Annotated in this window: 20 protein-coding genes; 15 read left to right on the top strand and 5 right to left on the bottom strand. The window is 38.7% G+C overall.

Annotated features, from left to right (window positions below; translation table 11 throughout):
- Positions 1-53 precede the first annotated feature (53 nt).
- The 4 genes from pepQ (at position 54) to H4J66_RS15510 (ending at position 3,976) form a co-directional block, all read left to right on the top strand.
- Positions 54-1,373 carry a Xaa-Pro dipeptidase gene (pepQ, locus tag H4J66_RS15525; RefSeq protein WP_070375279.1) on the top strand — a complete coding sequence of 440 codons (1,320 nt, stop codon included), beginning with the start codon at positions 54-56 and terminating at the stop codon, positions 1,371-1,373.
- Positions 1,374-1,405: 32 nt separating this feature from the next.
- Positions 1,406-2,023 carry a YigZ family protein gene (locus tag H4J66_RS15520; protein ID WP_182175899.1) on the top strand — a complete coding sequence of 206 codons (618 nt, stop codon included), beginning with the start codon at positions 1,406-1,408 and terminating at the stop codon, positions 2,021-2,023.
- A 34-nt stretch (positions 2,024-2,057) separates the two neighbouring features.
- A complete protein-coding gene (locus H4J66_RS15515; RefSeq protein ID WP_182175898.1) occupies positions 2,058-2,417 on the top strand; it encodes a 5-carboxymethyl-2-hydroxymuconate Delta-isomerase in 360 nt (119 codons plus the stop codon).
- Positions 2,418-2,524: 107 nt separating this feature from the next.
- Positions 2,525-3,976 carry a TrkH family potassium uptake protein gene (locus H4J66_RS15510; RefSeq protein WP_070375276.1) on the top strand — a complete coding sequence of 484 codons (1,452 nt, stop codon included), beginning with the start codon at positions 2,525-2,527 and terminating at the stop codon, positions 3,974-3,976.
- Positions 3,977-4,058: 82 nt separating this feature from the next.
- On the opposite strand, the gene trkA is transcribed toward H4J66_RS15510, so the two are convergent.
- From trkA to def, 4 genes are read right to left on the bottom strand one after another with little or no spacing between them, the layout of a single operon-like run.
- Positions 4,059-5,438 (bottom strand): Trk system potassium transporter TrkA, encoded by a 1,380-nt coding sequence (gene trkA, locus H4J66_RS15505; protein WP_070375275.1) that lies wholly within the window; start codon positions 5,436-5,438, stop codon positions 4,059-4,061.
- Between the two features lie 54 nt (positions 5,439-5,492).
- Positions 5,493-6,794: a 16S rRNA (cytosine(967)-C(5))-methyltransferase RsmB gene (gene rsmB, locus H4J66_RS15500; RefSeq protein ID WP_182175897.1), complete on the bottom strand. Its 1,302-nt coding sequence runs from the start codon at positions 6,792-6,794 to the stop codon at positions 5,493-5,495.
- Complete coding sequence (gene fmt / locus H4J66_RS15495; protein ID WP_182175896.1) at positions 6,794-7,786, bottom strand: methionyl-tRNA formyltransferase; 993 nt, start codon at positions 7,784-7,786, stop codon at positions 6,794-6,796. The genes rsmB and fmt overlap by 1 nt, the downstream gene beginning before the upstream one ends.
- 35 nt (positions 7,787-7,821) lie before the next feature.
- A complete protein-coding gene (def, locus tag H4J66_RS15490; RefSeq protein WP_070375272.1) occupies positions 7,822-8,331 on the bottom strand; it encodes a peptide deformylase in 510 nt (169 codons plus the stop codon).
- Positions 8,332-8,455: 124 nt separating this feature from the next.
- Between def and H4J66_RS15485 the strand changes: the two genes are divergently transcribed.
- The 11 genes from H4J66_RS15485 to H4J66_RS15435 all read left to right on the top strand — a co-directional run bounded on the left by H4J66_RS15485 (position 8,456) and on the right by H4J66_RS15435 (position 18,048).
- A complete protein-coding gene (locus tag H4J66_RS15485) occupies positions 8,456-9,553 on the top strand; it encodes a LysM peptidoglycan-binding domain-containing protein (RefSeq protein ID WP_182175895.1) in 1,098 nt (365 codons plus the stop codon).
- A 57-nt stretch (positions 9,554-9,610) separates the two neighbouring features.
- The gene (gene dprA / locus H4J66_RS15480; protein ID WP_310650672.1) at positions 9,611-10,768 is read left to right on the top strand and encodes a DNA-processing protein DprA; all 1,158 of its coding nucleotides are present in this window, start codon (positions 9,611-9,613) and stop codon (positions 10,766-10,768) included.
- 9 nt (positions 10,769-10,777) lie between these two features.
- Complete coding sequence (locus tag H4J66_RS15475) at positions 10,778-11,251, top strand: DUF494 family protein (protein ID WP_070375270.1); 474 nt, start codon at positions 10,778-10,780, stop codon at positions 11,249-11,251.
- Between the two features lie 75 nt (positions 11,252-11,326).
- The gene (locus H4J66_RS15470) at positions 11,327-11,902 is read left to right on the top strand and encodes a topoisomerase DNA-binding C4 zinc finger domain-containing protein (protein WP_182175894.1); all 576 of its coding nucleotides are present in this window, start codon (positions 11,327-11,329) and stop codon (positions 11,900-11,902) included.
- A gap of 38 nt (positions 11,903-11,940) precedes the next feature.
- Positions 11,941-12,444, top strand: a complete 504-nt coding sequence (gene purE / locus H4J66_RS15465) for a 5-(carboxyamino)imidazole ribonucleotide mutase (protein WP_182175893.1) — start codon at positions 11,941-11,943, stop codon at positions 12,442-12,444.
- Between the two features lie 254 nt (positions 12,445-12,698).
- Complete coding sequence (locus H4J66_RS15460; protein WP_182175892.1) at positions 12,699-14,324, top strand: acyl-CoA synthetase; 1,626 nt, start codon at positions 12,699-12,701, stop codon at positions 14,322-14,324.
- 119 nt (positions 14,325-14,443) lie between these two features.
- Positions 14,444-14,992 (top strand): Sua5/YciO/YrdC/YwlC family protein, encoded by a 549-nt coding sequence (locus H4J66_RS15455; RefSeq protein ID WP_182175891.1) that lies wholly within the window; start codon positions 14,444-14,446, stop codon positions 14,990-14,992.
- The gene (gene hemF / locus H4J66_RS15450) at positions 14,989-15,900 is read left to right on the top strand and encodes an oxygen-dependent coproporphyrinogen oxidase (RefSeq protein WP_182175890.1); all 912 of its coding nucleotides are present in this window, start codon (positions 14,989-14,991) and stop codon (positions 15,898-15,900) included. Before H4J66_RS15455 ends, hemF begins: the two co-directional genes overlap by 4 nt.
- 278 nt (positions 15,901-16,178) lie before the next feature.
- Positions 16,179-16,877, top strand: coding sequence for an OmpW family protein (locus H4J66_RS15445; RefSeq protein ID WP_182175889.1), 699 nt, complete (start codon positions 16,179-16,181; stop codon positions 16,875-16,877).
- Between the two features lie 135 nt (positions 16,878-17,012).
- A complete protein-coding gene (gene aroE, locus H4J66_RS15440) occupies positions 17,013-17,819 on the top strand; it encodes a shikimate dehydrogenase (protein ID WP_182175888.1) in 807 nt (268 codons plus the stop codon).
- A gap of 1 nt (position 17,820) precedes the next feature.
- Entirely contained in the window at positions 17,821-18,048 is a 228-nt protein-coding gene (locus tag H4J66_RS15435; RefSeq protein WP_182175887.1) for a hypothetical protein, read from the top strand.
- Between the two features lie 15 nt (positions 18,049-18,063).
- Here H4J66_RS15435 and H4J66_RS15430 read toward each other — a convergent pair whose 3' ends face one another.
- On the bottom strand, positions 18,064-18,603 hold the full coding sequence (locus H4J66_RS15430) for a gamma carbonic anhydrase family protein (protein ID WP_182175886.1): 540 nt from the start codon (positions 18,601-18,603) through the stop codon (positions 18,064-18,066).
- Between the last annotated feature and the right edge of the window lie 434 nt (positions 18,604-19,037).

Raw genomic sequence — 19,037 nt, 5'->3', positions numbered from 1 at the left:
CAAACGTTAGAAGAGTATGATATGATATTGGAAAATTTTCAGAGGCGCGATCAATGATCAAATTAGCAACACTTTACCCAGCCCATATTAGCGAGCTTCAGCAACGGTCGAAGTCTGTTTTAAAACGTGAGAATCTACAAGGTTTAGTGATTCATTCTGGTCAAGAAATTAAAGTATTTCTCGATGATTATGGTTACCCCTTTAAAGTAAATCCTCATTTTAAAGCTTGGTTGCCATTAGTGAATATTCCCAATTGCTGGTTGATTATTAATGGTGAAGATAAACCAACACTTATCTATTATCAACCTGTTGATTTTTGGCATAAAATTACACCTTTAGCTAATGACTATTGGAATGATTTTTTTGATGTTAAAGTGCTGACCAAAGCGACTGATGTTGAGAAGTTGCTACCCTATGATAAAACCGATTTTGCCTATATAGGCGAACATATTGAAGTAGCAAAAGCGCTAGGATTTAAAAATATAAACCCTGAGCCTTTACTCAATTACATACATTATCATCGCGCTTATAAAACGCAATATGAACAAGAGTGTTTACGTAAGTCGAACGCGATTGCTGTTACTGGTCATAAAGCGGCAAAAAGCGCTTTCTTGCAAGGCTCGTCAGAATTTGATATTCAGCAAGCCTATTTAAAAGCAACCAATCATACCGGCGACGAAACACCTTATGGCAATATTGTTGCACTGAACACGAATACCTCAATTTTACATTACACCGCTTTAGATCGTGGCGTACCGCAAGCACATCGTTCATTTTTAATTGATGCAGGCGCAAGTTTTAATGGTTATGCTTCTGATATAACTCGTACTTATTCATTTAAACGAGATAAGTTTGCTGAATTGATTGCCCGCATGAACAAATTGATGCTCAATGCTGTTGATGGCTTAAAACCCGGAAAAAGCTATGTAGATTTACATATTGAAACCTATCGCGATATTGGTAATGTCTTACATGAATTCGGCTTTATTAATGTTGATGTTGATACGGCAGTTGAAACGGGTATTATTTCAACCTTCTTTCCACATGGTTTAGGTCATCATTTAGGTCTACAAACTCATGATGTTGGCGGCTTTATGGCCGACGAACGCGGCACACATGCTAATACACCAGAACAACATCCCTTTTTACGTACTTCACGTATTATTGAAAGTAACCAGGTATTTACCATTGAACCAGGGTTATATTTTATTGAATCATTATTGGCCGATCTTAAAGCTTCAAAAAATGGCAAAATGATAAATTGGGAAAAAATAGAGGCTATGCGTCCATTTGGTGGCATTCGTATTGAAGATAATATTATTGTTCATCAATTGCATAACGAAAATATGACCCGTGAATTAGAGTTGAAATAACCCTTAAGACTATATTCACGACTTTATATTTTATGAACAAACCTTACAAAGTAGCGGCTAACAGTATTGTTGATGAAACAATCGTTAGCCGTAGTCGTTTTATTTGTTTTATTTCCCCATGTACAAGCCACGAAGATGCTAAAGAACTATTAATTAACTGTCGAAAATTACATCCTCAAGCAAGCCATCATTGCTATGCATTTCTCACAGGAAAACCAGATGATAGCCAAGGTTATGGCTCTTCTGATGATGGTGAACCTTCGGGTACAGCAGGACGACCGATGTTAGCTGTTTTACAAGGAGGTCATGTTGGTGATTTATGTGCAATAGTTGTTCGTTATTTTGGCGGTACTAAGCTCGGTACGGGTGGGTTACAACGGGCTTATGGAGGCAGTGTTCGTCAAGCATTATTGTTAGTAGAAACAAGTACAAAAGTTCCTATGGTAGAAAAGCAATTAACGTGCGATTACGGACAGATAAACGATGTCTTGTATTTTGTTGAACAAGCTAAGGGTGAAATTATTCAACAAGACTTTGCCGCTCAAGTAGAATTGATTATAGCGTTACCTGAAGAACAACTAACAAAAGTTAAGCAACAATTACAAACGCTTTCTGCCGGGTTATTAACCCTTAGGTCTACTGACCCGTAATATAAGATAATATCAGATAAAAAAGGATACCTTCATGCCACATTGTATTATCGAATATTCACAAGAACTGGCTCAAGAACTAGATATTAAAGAAATTATGTCTGCCGTTTTTGCAGGAGCAGTTAAGTCTTTATTATTTTCTCCGACTGATATTAAAGTAAGAGCAACACCCTTTAAATATTTTACTGTGGGAAATGAAAGTCAAACTAGCAATAATCAACAAAGGTTTATTCATGTTTGTTGCAAAATCCTGTCAGGTCGCAATTTAGAACAAAGGCAAGAGCTATCTAAACTCGTGTTAAGTCATCTAAATTCCTTTGCTATTAAATCAATTTCAATTAGCGTCGAAATAGTCGATATGGAACGTGAATCTTATAATAAACGTGTCAGCTGAATAAATTAAAGACGAAATAGGTGATTTAAAGTCGCAGTGTTTATCTTTATGCTTTATCATCAAAAAACATGTGGTCGATGACTTTACTGAATAATAAAAATTAACTCGTGCAAATAAAAAATATCATTCGAATTCTTGGCTTACTGGTTGCTCTGTTGAGTGTAACCATGTTACCGCCTGCTTTAATTGCACTATTATACCGTGATGGTGGTGGTGTCTCCTTTCTGACTGCATTTCTGTTTTGCTTATTTGCAGGTCTACTTGCTTGGTATCCGTTTAAAAATGAAAAAAGTGACTTGCGCGCACGTGAAGGCTTTTTAATTGTCGTTTTATTCTGGGTAGTACTGGCGAGTTTCTCTGCGGTGCCGCTTTTGCTCTTAGACAAGCCTAATTTATCTGTTGCAGATGCTTTTTTTGAATCATTTTCTGGCTTAACAACAACTGGGGCTACCATCTTAAAAGAGATTGATGGTTTACCGCATGCAGTACTTTGGTATCGCCAGCAATTACAGTGGCTTGGCGGTATGGGTATTATAGTTTTAGCGGTTGCCGTTTTACCTATGCTAGGTATTGGTGGTATGCAGCTTTACCGTGCTGAAACACCGGGACCGGTTAAAGATTCAAAAATGACGCCGCGCATTGCCGATACAGCAAAACATTTATGGTATATATATTTATTTTTAACTATTGCCTGTGCGATTAGTTATTGGGGAGCAGGCATGTCTATCTTTGATGCCATTTGTCATGCTTTCTCAACAATTGCTATCGGGGGTTACTCTACACATACCGACAGTATCGGCTATTTTAATAGCCCCGCGATAAATTTTGTTTGTGTGTTTTTCTTGCTGATCGCTGGGGTAAATTTTGCGCTGCATTTTGCTGTATTGCACAGTCGCTCCTTAAAAAATTACTTCTTCGATCCAGAATTTAAAGTCTTTATTGCTATCCAATTTGTATTAACACTCATTTGTTTAATTGTGCTGTTAGCAACAGGCACTTACGAAGATGGTTTTGAAGCATTCGACCAAGCCTTATTCCAGTCAGTTTCTATTAGTACCACCGCCGGCTTTGCAACAACCAGCTTTGCCGATTGGCCGACATTACTGCCAATACTTCTAATCTTTGCTAGTTTTATTGGTGGCTGTGCGGGGAGTACAGGTGGCGGAATGAAAGTTGTACGAGTGGTACTTTTATATCTACAAGGCTTACGAGAATTAAACCGTTTAGTACATCCTAAAGCTGTTTTTACGATAAAATTAGGTCGTAAAGCTTTACCTGATCGTGTTGTTGAAGCGATATGGGGCTTTTTCTCAGCTTATGCTGCGGTATTTATTATTTGTATGTTGTTACTGCTTGCCACAGGTATGGACGACATTACGGCTTTTACAGCAGTGGCTGCTTGTCTGAATAACTTAGGTCCAGGCTTAGGTGCTGTAGCCGCAAATTTTGCTGAGATCACCGATTTCAGTAAATGGGTATTAATTGTTGCTATGCTCTTTGGGCGATTAGAAATATTTACTTTATTAGTACTCTTTACTCCAGGTTTCTGGCGCTCTTAGATGTAGAGTATAGTGTAATAATAGAAACGAAAAACCCCAGATAAATCTGGGGTTTTTTATGTCTCGATATTCACTTTTTATCTTAATAAAATGTTAGCGCGTCAACATGGAAAAGTTTCTCTACATCATAAATATAACGTTTATTGACTAAGAAAAGAATAACATGATCTTCTGACATTATCTTGGTGTCAGAGTGAGCAATCAACACTTCATCCTGTCTAACAATGGCGCCAATGGTAGTCCCCGGCGGCAACTTTATTGCTTGGATGGTTTTACCGACTACTTTTGAAGATTTTTCATCACCTTTAGCAATAATTTCAATCGCTTCTGCAGCACCACCACGTAAGCTATATACGTTATCAATACTACCACGGCGTACATGTGTCAATAATGCCGAGATAGTAGCGTGTTGGGGTGATACGGCAATATCGATATCGCTGCCATGTACTAAATCTATATAAGCACTTCGCTGAATAAGCACCATCGCTTTACGTACACCTAAGCGCTTAGCTAACAAAGATGACATAATATTTGCTTCATCGTCGTTGGTGACGGCAATAAACACATCAAATTGATCAATATGTTCTTCGAGTAACAGTTCTTGGTCGGAAGAGTCACCAATAAAAACTAAGGTATCATTGAGCTCAGAGGCTAAGTATTCCGCACGCTTTGGTGAACGTTCAATAAGTTTAACTTGATGATTCTTTTCTAATATTTTAGCTAAGCCGGCGCCTATATTACCACCGCCAGCGATCATTATTCTTTTATATGAGGCTTCAAGTTTTTGCAGTTCATTCATTACCGCACGAATATGGATAGTGGCAGCAATAAAAAACACTTCATCATCTGCTTCAATAACGGTAGTACCCAGCGGACGGATAGGTTTTCCGTTACGATAAATAGCCGCTACTCGTGTGTCAACATTAGGAATATGCTCGCGCAAAGTTGACAGGGCATGACCAACCAATAACCCCCCGTAATAAGCTTTTACGGCAACTAAACTGACTTTTCCTTGGGCAAACTCTAAGACTTGTAGTGCACCCGGGTAATCAATTAAACGCGCAATATCACGAGTAACTAATTGTTCTGGAGCAATAACATGGTCTACGGGGATGTTTTTTGATTGAAAGAGTTCTTTTTGGTAGCGCAATATTTGTGATGAACGAATTCGGGCTATTTTATTTGCGGTGTTAAATAAAGTATAACAAATTTGGCAGGCGAGCATATTCGTTGCATCATCACTACTTACCGCGATAACCAACTCGGCATCCTCTGCACCCGCTTGCTTTAATACGTCTGGGTGACAGCCATTACCAATGACAACTTGCAAGTCCATTTTATCTTGTAATTCATGCAAGGTTTCTGCATTGGTATCAATGAGCGTAATATCGTTACGCTCACCAACAAGATTTTCAGCTAATGTTCCGCCCACTTGCCCTGCGCCAATTATTATTATTTTCATAAGTTAACTTTAATTTTTAGTTTTTAAGCGGCTAGGTTGAAAGATCATCAGAGCCTATATTGTTTTTTCTAATTTAGCGTAATAAAAACCGTCCATTGATTGCTCATTTGGCAAGATTTGCCAGCCTATGTCGGTTTTCTCATTTGTTATTGATACTAATTTAGCATTGTTATTCTCAGATAAGAACTCTTCTATCTGTTGAATATTTTCTTTGGGTAAAATACTACAGGTTGCATAAAGCAAAATACCGCCAGGTTTAAGTAAAGACCAAATGTTTTTTAATATTTGTTGCTGCAATATTGCCAGTTTTTCAATGTCTTCTGCTTTTCTCAACCATTTTATATCGGGGTGGCGACGAATTACACCGGTAGCCGAGCAGGGGGCGTCGAGTAAAATACGGTCGAAAAGTTGTCCATCCCACCATTCTTGTGAAGCAGCATCAGCAGTAATTACCTCGGCTGATAAGTTAAGGCGCGATAAGTTTTCTTCTACTCTTAATAAACGACTTTCTTCAATATCAATGGCCGTCATTTTTGCTAAGTCAGGGGTTAATTCTAGAATGTGGCAAGTTTTACCTCCTGGGGCAGCACAACAATCAAGTACAAAGTCACCCGCTTGAGTATCGAGTAATATCGCGGCTTGTTGAGCCGCACCATCTTGAACTGAGATCCAACCATCAATAAAGCCAGGAAGCTTATTAACATCTACAGCAGCAACGAGTTTAATCGCTGATGATTTATCGTCAACGAGTGCTACAGGGATTTCTGCTTGCTCGAGTAAAGCTAAATATTCAGTCACATTATGGTGACGTTGATTGACTCTTAACCACATCGGTGGTCGCTCTAAATTAGCATTAAGAATTTCTTGCCATTGATCAGGGTAAGCGTTTTGTACCTTTTTGATAAACCAGCTTGGGTGTGAATATTTTATTGGATCAGGTAACTTCGCTGCGATTTCTGCTGCATCGTCTTTGGCTAGGTTACGTTGAACATTACGTAAGACACCATTAATTAAACCTCTTAAAAAGTCGCACTTTAAAGGTTTTGTTGCTGCTACTGTTTCACTTACCGCCGCGTGGTCAGGAATGCGCGTATGCTTTACTTGATATATGCCCACTAGAATAAGAAAGTGGCCAACCCGTTGTTTACCTTTTAATGGCTTATCCATTAGCTGGCGTAAGTCATATTCAAGTGCTGGTAAATACCGTAAAACGCCGTAACAAAGTTCTTGTAAAAGTCCTTTATCTTTACCTTCTACTTTTGCTTGAGCTTTGGGTAACTCATCGCTAAGGCTTCTGCCTTTATCAACAACAGCAAAACAACACCTTGCCGCTAGGGCTCTAATATTAGTCGCCATTATTGTTCACTCATGTTGTTTGCAGTTAAATTATTGATATGGCTGTTTTCAGCAAACCATAGTGCTTTTCCGTTTAAAATATCACGCGCTGGCATTGGCTTTTTACCGGGTAATTGCAATGATTCTAAGCACAGTGAACCTGAAGTTGTAGCAACAGTAACACCGTTTTTATTTGCTGAAATTATTGTTCCAGGCAGGCAACCATGAGTCTCATCAGTATAGCTGGCTTGCCAAACCCGAATACGATGTTCGATATTTTTTTCATCAGTAAAGGTAAATTGTGCAACTGGCCATGGTATATAAGCACGAATTTTACGATGAAGTTCAACAGCGGGTAATTGCCAATCTAATTCTGCTTCATCTTTATCAAGTTTGGCCGCATAGTTAGCTAAATTATTATCTTGAGGCTCGGCGCTATGCTTGTTCTCAGCCATTAAATCAAGCGTGCTTAGTAAAGCAATAGGGCCGATATCGGCTAATTTTTCATAGAGTGTGGCGCTAGTATCTTGTTGAGTAATTTCACAGGTTGCTTTAGCTATCATGTCTCCGGTATCTAAACCTTTGTCCATCTGCATAATCGTCACACCTGTTTCTTTATCACCGGCCTCTAATGAACGTTGAATAGGTGCGGCGCCACGCCATTTTGGCAATATCGAGCCATGTACATTGACACAGCCTAAACGCGGAGCTTCTAAAATAACCATTGGCAATAATAAGCCGTAAGCGACAACAACCATAATATCAGCATTATAACTGGCTAGCTTTTCTTGATCGCCAGCGTCTTTAAAATTAACTGGTTGCTCAACAACAATACCATGCGATAAAGCGAGTTCTTTGGTAGCACAAGCGGTTAGCTTTTTACCACGTCCAGCACGTTTATCGGGTGGACAGTAAACCGCGACCACTTCATGATGAGAGTTAATTAGCGCCGCCAGATGTTGTGCAGCAAAGTCTGGCGTGCCAGCAAAAATAATTTTAAGAGCTTTTGACAAAGTTTTATTCCGAATTATATTAATAAAAACAATAATTAATTGTTGGCTAAACGAGCTTCTTTTTCTAGTTTTGCTTTTATCCGCTGGCGTTTTAATGGTGATAGATAATCAACAAATAACTTACCATCTAAATGATCTAATTCATGCTGTATACAAACTGCGAGTAATTCAGTTGCATTTAAGGTAAAGGCTTGTCCTTCACGATCGAGCGCTTTCACGGTAACTTCTGTGTAACGGTCAACTTTTGCGTAACAACCGGGCACAGATAAACAACCTTCTTCATTGATTTCGGTCGTATCACTATGGCTAATTATTTCTGGGTTAATCAAGACATAAGACTGGTCTTCGTCTTCTGAAACATTAATGACGACAATACGTTGATGGATATTGACCTGGGTGGCAGCTAAACCCACACCGTTCTCTTCTCGCATGGTCTCAAACATGTCATCAATTATTTGTTGTACATCACTGTTAATATCTTCTACAGGTAACGCTTTAGTGCGCAAGCGTTCGTCAGGAAATCTAAGTACGTTTAAAATAGTCATAAATATTCAAATAATTCGCGAAATATCGCATTGAGTGTTATGTTTCAATTTTAGCTATTAAATATAATTAATAATAGTGGTTTAGGCTAAAAGCTTAATATATCTGTTTAATAGGCGAACTATCATGCTAATACGTAGTTTTTTGTTAATACTCTGCTTGTCTTTTTCAGTATTAGTTACTGCTGATGAGTTAACATTAAATAAAAATGCCCCAAAATCTTACTTTGTTAAAAAGGGGGATACTTTGTGGGATATTTCAGCAATATTTCTCAAGCAGCCTTGGCTCTGGCCAAAGTTGTGGCGATTGAATCCTGATATTGATAATCCTCATTTAATTTATCCTGGTGACGTGCTTCGTTTAGTTTTTGACGAAAAAGGGCAACCAATGTTAGTGCGAGGAAAGCCTGAACTTAAATGGTCGCCCCGAGCACGAGTTAAATTAAAAGATCAATCTGCTATTTCAAGTTTATCCTTGGACGTTATTGCACCTTATATTAATTACAGTAGCATTTTATCTGAAGATGACATTGCAAAGCTCCCTTATATACTAGGGAGTGATGAAGGTTATAATTCTAGTATTGACGGCTTTAATCTCTATGTAAACGGCGAATTAGAGTTAGGCAAAGGTTATGGTATATATCAGAAAGAAAAGCCTATTTATGACCCTGAAACACAAGAACTTTTAGGCTACAACATTAGTGTTTTAGGTACCGGAAAAGTCATACGCACCGGTGATATTGACAATAAAGTGCCTGCTACCTTGTATGTCGATGGCGTTAAAGAAGAAATTCGTTCCGGTGATTTTATTCTGCCCGTCAATGAAAACCAACAATACCCGTCATTTTTTAGTCTAAAGCCAGCGACTAAGTCGTTACGTGGACTAATTATCAACAGTATGAGTGGGTTAAGTGAATTTGGAAAACTCGACGTTGTAATGATTAATCGTGGCGCCGAACATGCTGTTGAGCAAGGAGATATTGTTTCGGTAAAACGGATCAGCCCAGGTGTTGTTGAAACAAGTAATGGCCCAACGTATAGCAAAGATGCTTCACGCTGGAATCGTATGGCAAATATTGAGAGCTCTGATTATAAAATGCCAGAAGAAGTTGTTGGCGAAATGATGGTTTTTAAAGTGTATCAGCAAGTGAGTTTAGCGCTCGTTATGCGTTCAAGTAAACCGCTTCGATTACAAGATATTATTACTTCACCCGTGGAAAACTAACCGACTGGCAATTCATCTTAATTTATAAGTAAAACCGCTGTACTTAGGGAGAAGACAGTGACAATAAAGTATAATTTAGCTGTTACCCCTCAACAGGGCGATGAGTATAACAAGAAAAGCGTGAGTCACTTTTGGCTGGCGCTTAAGCTTATACCACGCCTAGCTATCGATAAAAAATTAAGACTTGTTGAACTCTTTGGAGTAGAACAACTTTTTCATTCCTCACAAGAACTGTCATCATTAAATCTTACTCAAAAACAGATAGCGGCGATTAGATCTCCTGATTGGCAAAGAATTTCTGAAATTATTGCCGCCACTGAACGATGTATTAGTGCCATTATTCCTTTTGTTGACTCTCGTTACCCTTCACAGTTAAAGCAAATTTATGATCCGCCATTGGTTTTATTTGCCCAAGGAAATATTAGCCTATTAAATCAAATGCAAATTGCGATGGTCGGTAGCCGAGATGCCAGTATTAATGGTCGAGAGAATGCGTTTAAATTTGCACAGCAGTTAGCAAATGCTGGATTAGTGGTAACGAGTGGTTTAGCGCTAGGTATAGATGGCGCCGCTCACCAGGGGACGTTATCGGCAGGAGGTAAAACCATCGCGGTTGTCGCGACCGGTTTAGATCAGGTCTATCCAGCAAGGCATAGATTATTAGCAAAAAACATTCTAGACAATGACGGTGCTATTATCAGTGAGTTTCCTCCAAACACCCCACCTAAGCCAGGTTATTTCCCCAAACGAAATAGATTGATTAGTGGTTTAAGTGTGGGGGTGCTGGTGGTTGAAGCTACGATTAAAAGTGGCTCTTTGATAACCGCTCGATGCGCCATAGAACAAAATCGTGACGTGTTTGCTATCCCAAGTACCATTAATAACCCACAAGCTAAAGGGTGTCACTGGCTGATTAAACAAGGTGCTAAACTTGTCGATAATATTGCCGATATAGTTGATGAATTAGATCTACTGCCACAAAGAGGTCTACACTTAACGATAAACAAAGAGAAAGAACAACGCTTAGAAAAAAGTCAAAAACAACACTTGTTTAACGATTCATTGTTAGCTAGTGTGGGTTATGAGATCACCCCCGTAGATATGGTGGTTTCACGAAGCAAATTACCGATAGATGTGGTACTAACTCGGTTAACAATGTTAGAGCTTAAAGGTCTGGTTGCTACGGTTCCAGGGGGTTACCTAAGAGTAAAATAGGGGCTAATTATGTTTGATATACTGATGTATCTTTTTGAAAACTATATACATAGTGAAGCCGAAATCATGGTGGATCATGAATCATTAACGGATGAACTTACCCGAGCAGGTTTTCATCAAGACGAAATATATAAAGCGCTAAGTTGGTTAGAAAAGCTAGCAGCACTTCAAGACACCGATGCTTATCCGTATTTAACGCGAGTAGGGCGTCGCTCAGTACGTGTCTATGTTGATGATGAAATGCAATTACTTGATGTCGAGTGCCGAGGTTTTCTTTTATTTTTAGAGCAAGTGAATGTCCTAGATTTTACCACACGAGAAATGGTTATTGACCGCGTGATGGAGTTAGATACTAAGTTCTTCTCGATTGATGATTTAAAGTGGGTGGTACTTATGGTGTTATTTAATGTGCCAGGTAAAGAAAATGCTTACTCGCAAATGGAAGATCTTATTTTTGATGAGCAAGAAGGACCATTACATTAAGTGTCAATCGTATAACTCGCTTAAGTTTGGCTAATCGTGGCATAATAACGTTAACAATATTCTAGTGATTGCATTATGCCTAATTCTGATAAACCCTTATTTTCACAGCACGAACATGCTTTAGAAAAAGCGTATGAAGTGTGCCCAGAATGTGGCAGTGAAATTGTTATAAAGAATAGTAAGTCGGGAAAGTTTTTTGGTTGTGCTTCCTATCCTGCCTGCGATTTTACTCGTCCAGTTGTCGACCACGAACGAGTAGAAGATAAAATTTTAGCTGGAACTGAATGCCCAGAGTGTCAGCATGAACTTGCGGTTAAACAAGGCCGATATGGAATGTTTATTGGTTGTTCTAATTATCCCCAATGCCATCATATTGAAGATACTAGTGGCCAAGAAGATGTTGGCGTAGCTTGCCCACAGTGCCAGAAAAAGGGTAAGCAAGCCGAATTAATTGAACGCACCAATCGCTATGGCAAAACATTTTATTCTTGTGAACAATATCCTAAATGTAAGTATGTCCTTAATTATCCACCCGTTGCTGAAAATTGCCCTCAATGCCTTTGGCCGATATTAGTGAAGCGTAAAATGGCGAGTGGTAACGTCATAATCTGTCCAGAAAAGAAATGCACCTATAAGCGTAAAGAGATATAATACGCGCAATTATTTAACTAAACTTCTGGAGAGACAAAATGTCATCAACTTTTGTTGCAATTTTAATGGGTTCAGATTCTGACCTACCTGTTATGCAAGCAACTATCAGCGTTTTAAAAACATTTGGTATTGAACATGAAGTACGTGTTCGTTCAGCCCATAGAACACCCGATGCTGCTAAAGCTTACGTAAAAGATGCTGAAGAACGTGGCTGTAAAGTCTTTATATGTGCTGCAGGTTTAGCCGCTCATTTAGCCGGTGCTGTTGCAGGAATGACCACTCGTCCAGTTATTGGTGTTCCCATTGATAACGGACCATTACAAGGTCATGATGCCTTACTTTCAACGGTTATGATGCCGGGTGGAATACCGGTCGCAACGGTTGCTATTGGTAAAGCAGGTGCAAAAAATGCGGGTTATTTAGCCGCACAAATATTAGGTATTGCGGATCCATCTATTGCAGAAAAAGTAAAAGCAGAACGCGCTGCTAATGTTATTGCTTTACTTGCAAAAGATGAAGCGATGCAAGAAAAATTAACATAAATTTTATGTGTTATTCGAGAAACCAGCGATTTGCTGGTTTTTTTATGTCCAAAATTTACCCTGATATTTTTGTTTAGCTAAAATATAAATATTCCGCTAGATATTTACTGCGATTGAATGTGAATACCCGAATAGCCCCATTAGACCAAAGGATAATTTTTAAACGCAATAATAGGCGTAAACTATCCTCAGTAAGTGCCGAAGTTAAGTAGCACTAAATAGCTACCAGCACCGTAATATAATGAGGAAAGTCGATGAACAATATTTATGACCAAGGCTTAGACAAAGTTGCAGCCAATAACCAGCCTTTAACACCGATTAACTTTTTAAATCGAACCGCCGACGTACATCCTGAACGCGTTGCCATCATTCATGGTAAACAACAAATCACTTATCGTGAATATCGTAATAATGTTAGACGCCTAGCCTCAGCATTAATGCAACGCGGTGTTAAGCCCGGTAATACAGTGGCCATCATGGCGGCTAATATTCCTGCCTTTCTAGATGCCCATTATGGTGTGCCGTTAACGGGTGCAGTATTACATTCGATAAACATTCGTTTAGATGCTGAAAGTATTGCTTTTCTTTTCGACCATGGCGAATGTGATGTACTCTTAACCGATACGGCTTTTTCTTGTGTGGTAAAAAAAGCACTAACCTTATGTTCACGTCAACCGCTGATTATTGATATCGATGATGTAATGAGTGAAGGCGGTGAACGTTTAGGTTGTGTTGAGTATCAAGACTTACTTGCCGAAGGTAATGAAAATTTCACCGGAAATTTAATTCATGATGAATGGCAAGCACTGGCGTTAAATTATACTTCAGGGACAACGGGTAACCCAAAAGGTGTGGTCTATTCACATCGCGGCGCTTATTTAAATTCGCTGGGTAACAACATGATCTGGCCATTAGGCAATAACTCAGTGTACCTATGGACACTGCCAATGTTCCATTGTAATGGTTGGTGTTTTCCATGGACGGTTGTTGCTGTGGGTGGAACACAAGTTTGCTTAAGGCAGGTAGAAGTTGGTGCAATCATTGAAAGTTTAATTGAACATAAGGTCAGCCATTTTTGTGGCGCGCCAATCGTCTTAAATATGATTTTAAATGCAGACCAAACGTTACTGGCAAAAGTACCACGTGGCATAAATATCATGACCGCGGGGGCTCCACCACCACCATCCGTTATTAAAGGCATGGAAGCAATGGGGTTTGATATCACCCAAGGCTATGGTTTAACTGAAGTTTATGGGCCTTGTGTGGTAAGTGAATGGAAAGATGAATGGAATGATAAAAGCGACGATGAAAGAGCTGCGTTAAAAGCGCGTCAAGGTGTGCGCTATCCTACACAAGAAGAAGTCGATGTATTAGACCCTGAAACTATGCAGCCCGTCCCTTGTAATGCTGAAACGGTTGGTGAAATTATGTTTCGTGGTAATAGCATGATGAAAGGTTATCTAAAAAATGAGAAAGCGACTAATGAAGCATTTAAACATGGCTGGTTCCATTCTGGTGATTTAGCCGTTAAGCATCCAGATGGTTATATTGAAATAAGAGATCGTTCTAAAGATATTATTATTTCAGGTGGAGAAAATATATCTTCAGTAGAAGTCGAAAGTATTTTATATCAACACCCTGACATATTAGAGGCAGCCGTTGTCGCTAAAAGTGATGAGAAATGGGGGGAAACTCCATGCGCCTTTGTTTCATTAAAGCGAGGCCGAAGCGCTACAGAGCAAGATATCATCAGTTTTTGTCGAGAACATATGGCTATATTTAAAGCCCCTAAGACAATTGTGTTTAGTGATTTACCAAAAACGTCGACAGGTAAAGTACAGAAATTTATTTTACGTGAAAAAGTAAAAAGCCTCTCATAACTATCAAGTGTTTAATTTTGGCGATAAAATTATTTTTATCTGAAATTAAACACTTATTTTATCTATTAGATAAACGCCGTATAATCATAAAATAATCCTTTAATTTTCCATTATTATTTATGATGACTTCTGCCGAAGAGGCTTACAGCCAAGGTGGTATTATTGCTTATCCAACCGAAGCTGTTTTTGGCCTAGGTTGCGATCCTGATAATTTACTCGCAATTGAAAAATTACTTAGCATTAAAAACCGCTCTCCAGAAAAGGGCCTCATTTTACTAGCGGCTAACTACTCTCAATTACTCCCTTATATTGATGACAGTAAAATACCGCAAGATAAACGCTTGAGTATACTTTCTCGCTGGCCTAACGGTATTACTCAATTATTGCCAAAAAATAGTAATACTCATCGGCTACTTACTGGAAAATTTTCCACCATAGCCGTTCGATTGACTAGCCAACCTGATGTAGTAGCGCTGTGCAACAAGGTAAATAAACCAATTGTTTCTACCAGTGCTAACCTATCGGGGGAGGAGCCGGCAAGAACTTGGCAAGACGTTGAAGAAACTTTGTCAGCTGAAATCGATTTCATCATAAAAGGTAGTACTTTAGGGTATACTCAACCTTCAAGAATAATTGATGCACTGACCGGAGAGACAATTCGAGCATGAGCCAAGTAAGCATAGAAACAGTCATTGAATTTTTAAAATCACTGCAAGACAATATTTGTTCAGCATTAGAAGCCGCCGACGGTAGTGGGCAGTTCGTTGAAGATAACTGGATACGCGCTGAAGGCGGTGGTGGCCGTACTCGAGTATTAACCGACGGGACTGTTATTGAACAAGGTGGTGTAAACTTTTCAGAAGTCTCTGGTGATAAGTTACCCCCATCAGCGAGTGCTCATCGACCTGAACTAGCCGGTAGAACCTGGCGAGCTTGTGGTGTTTCATTAGTTATTCACCCTAAAAATCCTTATATCCCCACGTCACACGCTAATGTACGATTTTTTATCGCTGAGAAAGAAGGTGAGGAACCTGTGTGGTGGTTTGGTGGTGGTTTTGATTTAACCCCTTTTTATCCTATAAAAGAAGATGTTGTTCATTGGCACCAAACGGCAAAATCACTTTGTCAGCCTTTTGGTGAAAATGTTTATAATGAGCATAAAAAATGGTGCGATGAATATTTTTATTTAAAACATCGAGATGAAACGCGTGGTGTTGGTGGTTTATTTTTTGATGATTTGAATCAATGGGATTTTGATACTTGCTTAAATTATATTAAAGCTGTTGGGCAAGGCTTTGTTGACGCTTATGTTCCGATTATCGAAAAAAGAAAGCACATTGAATTCTCTGAGCAACAACGTCAATTTCAATTATATCGCCGTGGCCGTTATGTTGAGTTTAACTTAGTCTTTGACCGAGGAACCTTATTTGGTTTGCAGTCAGGTGGGCGTACAGAATCGATATTAATGTCGATGCCGCCACTTGCTCGTTGGGAATATAATTATCAGCCCGATCCAACAAGTCAAGAAGCTGAACTGGCTCAGTACTTAGTACCACAAGACTGGTTAGCTCAATAATTATTATCATTTATAATACTTCAGCTAGATTTTTTTGAACGCCGATTGAACGAGAAGCGTAAAGCTTCTCGTGTTTCTGTCAATGACATTAGCTGGTTTATATTTGCATCACCAAGCTTACTTGCCACTGTTATTTACCTCTACTCCCGTCTATTTGTAAAATGTTTAAATAAAAGTTAAAACAACGCAATTTTATTGCGCTAGGTCATGTTTTTATTTTTAAGTCTCTATAGAATCCGTTTCATTAAATACCCATAAAATAAACAGGGACTTTGCACATGAAAAAACGTTTACTTACTTTAGCTGTTTTAGCTTCTCTTTCTGTAACTGCCTTTGCTGAAGATTATAAAGCCGGAGATTTTGTTTTCCGTGTTGGTGCGACTATGGTTAACCCAGATAGCGGTAAGTCAGGGGTTTTTGTTGAAGCATTAGGAGGTAACACGCCATTATCTCTTTCTGTTGATGACAATACTCAACTTGGCTTAAATTTTATTTATTTCTATGATAACAATTGGGCAATAGAAGTTTTAGCTGCAACACCATTCGCCCATGATGTCATTATTCACGATCAACAACGTATCTCTGCCGGACTGTTTGGTGCGAACGTGGATGGTGCGACATTAGCGGAAGTCACACAGTTACCACCCACAATTAGTGCACTTTATTACTTTAACAGTGCATCGAACATTAAACCTTATGCGGGTGTTGGCATAAATTACACCATATTTTTTGATGAAAGTTTTAAAAGTACACCTGAATCCTTAGGTTTTAATGATTTAGAGCTTGATGGCTCATTAGGCTTATCGTTTCAAGTGGGCGCCGATTACTTAATAAATGATAAGTGGCACGTAAATGCTTCCGCTCGTTATATTGATATTAATGCCGATGCCACCTTCAAAATTGGTGATATTAAAGGGTCTGCGTTAGTAGAAATTGACCCTATGGTTTATTCAATCATGTTGGGTTATAAGTTTTAGTATTATTAATAACACAAACTCTTAACAACACCCTTTTAAGGCAGTCATCTTTTATATAAAGGTAACTGCTTTTTTTATATTCATCATGCCTTTATTACGATAACCTTAAGTATAATTTATTACCCAGTGCTTTCTATGGATCAATATCGCGTCTTTGGTAACCCTATCAAACAATCACGTTCGCCCATTATTCACCAATCTTTTGCGCAGCAAACTCAGCAGCAACTTAACTACCAAAGTGAATATGTAGCACTAGAGCTATTTGAACAAACAATCATTACTTTTATGAATAGTGGCGCTAAAGGTGCCAACATTACCGCTCCTTTTAAAGAACAAGCGATGGCATTATGCGATAAATTAACCGAGCGGGCTCAACTTGCCGGCGCGGTAAATACCTTAACGTTTGCGGGTGGTAAAATATTTGGCGATAACACCGATGGGGAAGGGCTTGTACAAGACTTCCTTAATCATAAAATATTATTAAAAAATAGTCGTATTTTATTATTGGGTGCCGGTGGTGCTGCTAAAGGCGTGATTTTACCTTTATTAGCACAAGGACCACAGAAAATTGTTATCGCCAATAGAACAGTTAGTAAAGCTGAAGAGCTGATTAAAAAGTTTAACAACAATAAATTAACGGCTACAGGGTTCGATGCTCTGGGAGCAGAAAAGTTTGACCTTATTATCAATGCAACATCGGCAAGCTTAACGGGGAAAATTCCACCGTTATCAAAAGAGCTTATTGCTAATACCGACTGTTACGATATGGTTTATGGTAAAGAACTTAGTCCATTTTTAGCTTGGGCGAAAGCCAATGGCGCAAGTAATGTTATTGATGGTTTAGGTATGTTGGTAGAACAAGCCGCCGAAAGTTTTAGAACTTGGCGAAATGTTTCACCTGAAACCGCATCGGTGCTAAATAGGCTAAGAAAAGAGGATTAAGATGAATCAACAAATAATCTTCAACGATGATATAACTTATGATAACAACCAACAGGGCTGGATCTTTAGTGGATTACTCTCTGGTGAGCGTATTAATATTCTTATTAAGTGTACAAAGCATAATGTAATGAGTGATGCATTGAAATTTGATTTAGAAGAAATCGTTGAAGAGTGGCTCGACGATAATGAGCCACTCCATGAAAGTCGAATAGAGCTGTACTATAAGTAACGGGCTAATAAATTATTATTGAGCAAGGTACTCATTCTTAAGCTCAACATAATTAATCGCAGACTGACTAAGAAATGCTTGCTCACTTTCTTTTAGTAATCTCACTTGTTTTACCGGGTTACCTACATATAGGTGACCACTCTCTAACGTTTTATGAGGAGGCACCAAAGAACCTGCACCAATAAAAACGTCACTTTCAATAATCGCGCCATCCATAATGATTGCCCCCATACCAACAAGTATACGATCTCCTAACGTGCAACCATGTAGCATGCACTTGTGACCAACGGTAACATCTTCACCTATAATGAGAGGATTGCCTGTTGGATTACCTGCGCTTTTACGGGTTACATGCAATACCGTACCATCTTGGATATTGGTTCTATTGCCAATGCTAATAGTATTAACGTCACCCCTAGCGGCGACCAAAGGCCAAATACTGACATCGTCACCCATAGATATATCTCCAACGAGTACAGCAGACTCATCAATATAGACCTTTTGGCCCAATTTTGGTGTGATTTTATTGTAGCTACGTAATATAGTTTTATTCATAATGAGAATTAGGTTGTGAACTTGTGCATTAATATTAGCAAATATCGACTAAAGGTTGAAAAAATATCAGTTATAAACTGTATTAATATAAATGTTTAGTTTAACGAAAGAGTATCAGCTAATAGAAGTGTGGTTAATAAATGTGGTATTCGGTCGAATAAACCTCAATAAAAACGTGGCCTGTACGTTAATTAAGCGAACAAACGTTTATTTCAAACTTATTACAAAAAAGGGTTGACGCCCAGCGAGAAATCTCTAGAATGCGCTCCAGTTCCAAGGGGTTCAGTCAAAACGAACCACGAAAGAGCTGTTTTGATAAGTTATCTACATCACTTTAGGGTAAAGTAGTTAACTTAACGTTTTATAGATAAGGTTTGAATCTTCGAAAAGAAACTTCAAATTAAATTAAATAAAACGTTGACATCAAAACTGAG

The organism is Colwellia sp. MB3u-55 (assembly GCF_014076785.1).
Classification (GTDB): Bacteria; Pseudomonadota; Gammaproteobacteria; order Enterobacterales; family Alteromonadaceae; genus Colwellia_A.
Note: the sequence above shows the minus strand (reverse complement) of the source record. Positions and strands in the feature narration are given on the sequence as shown.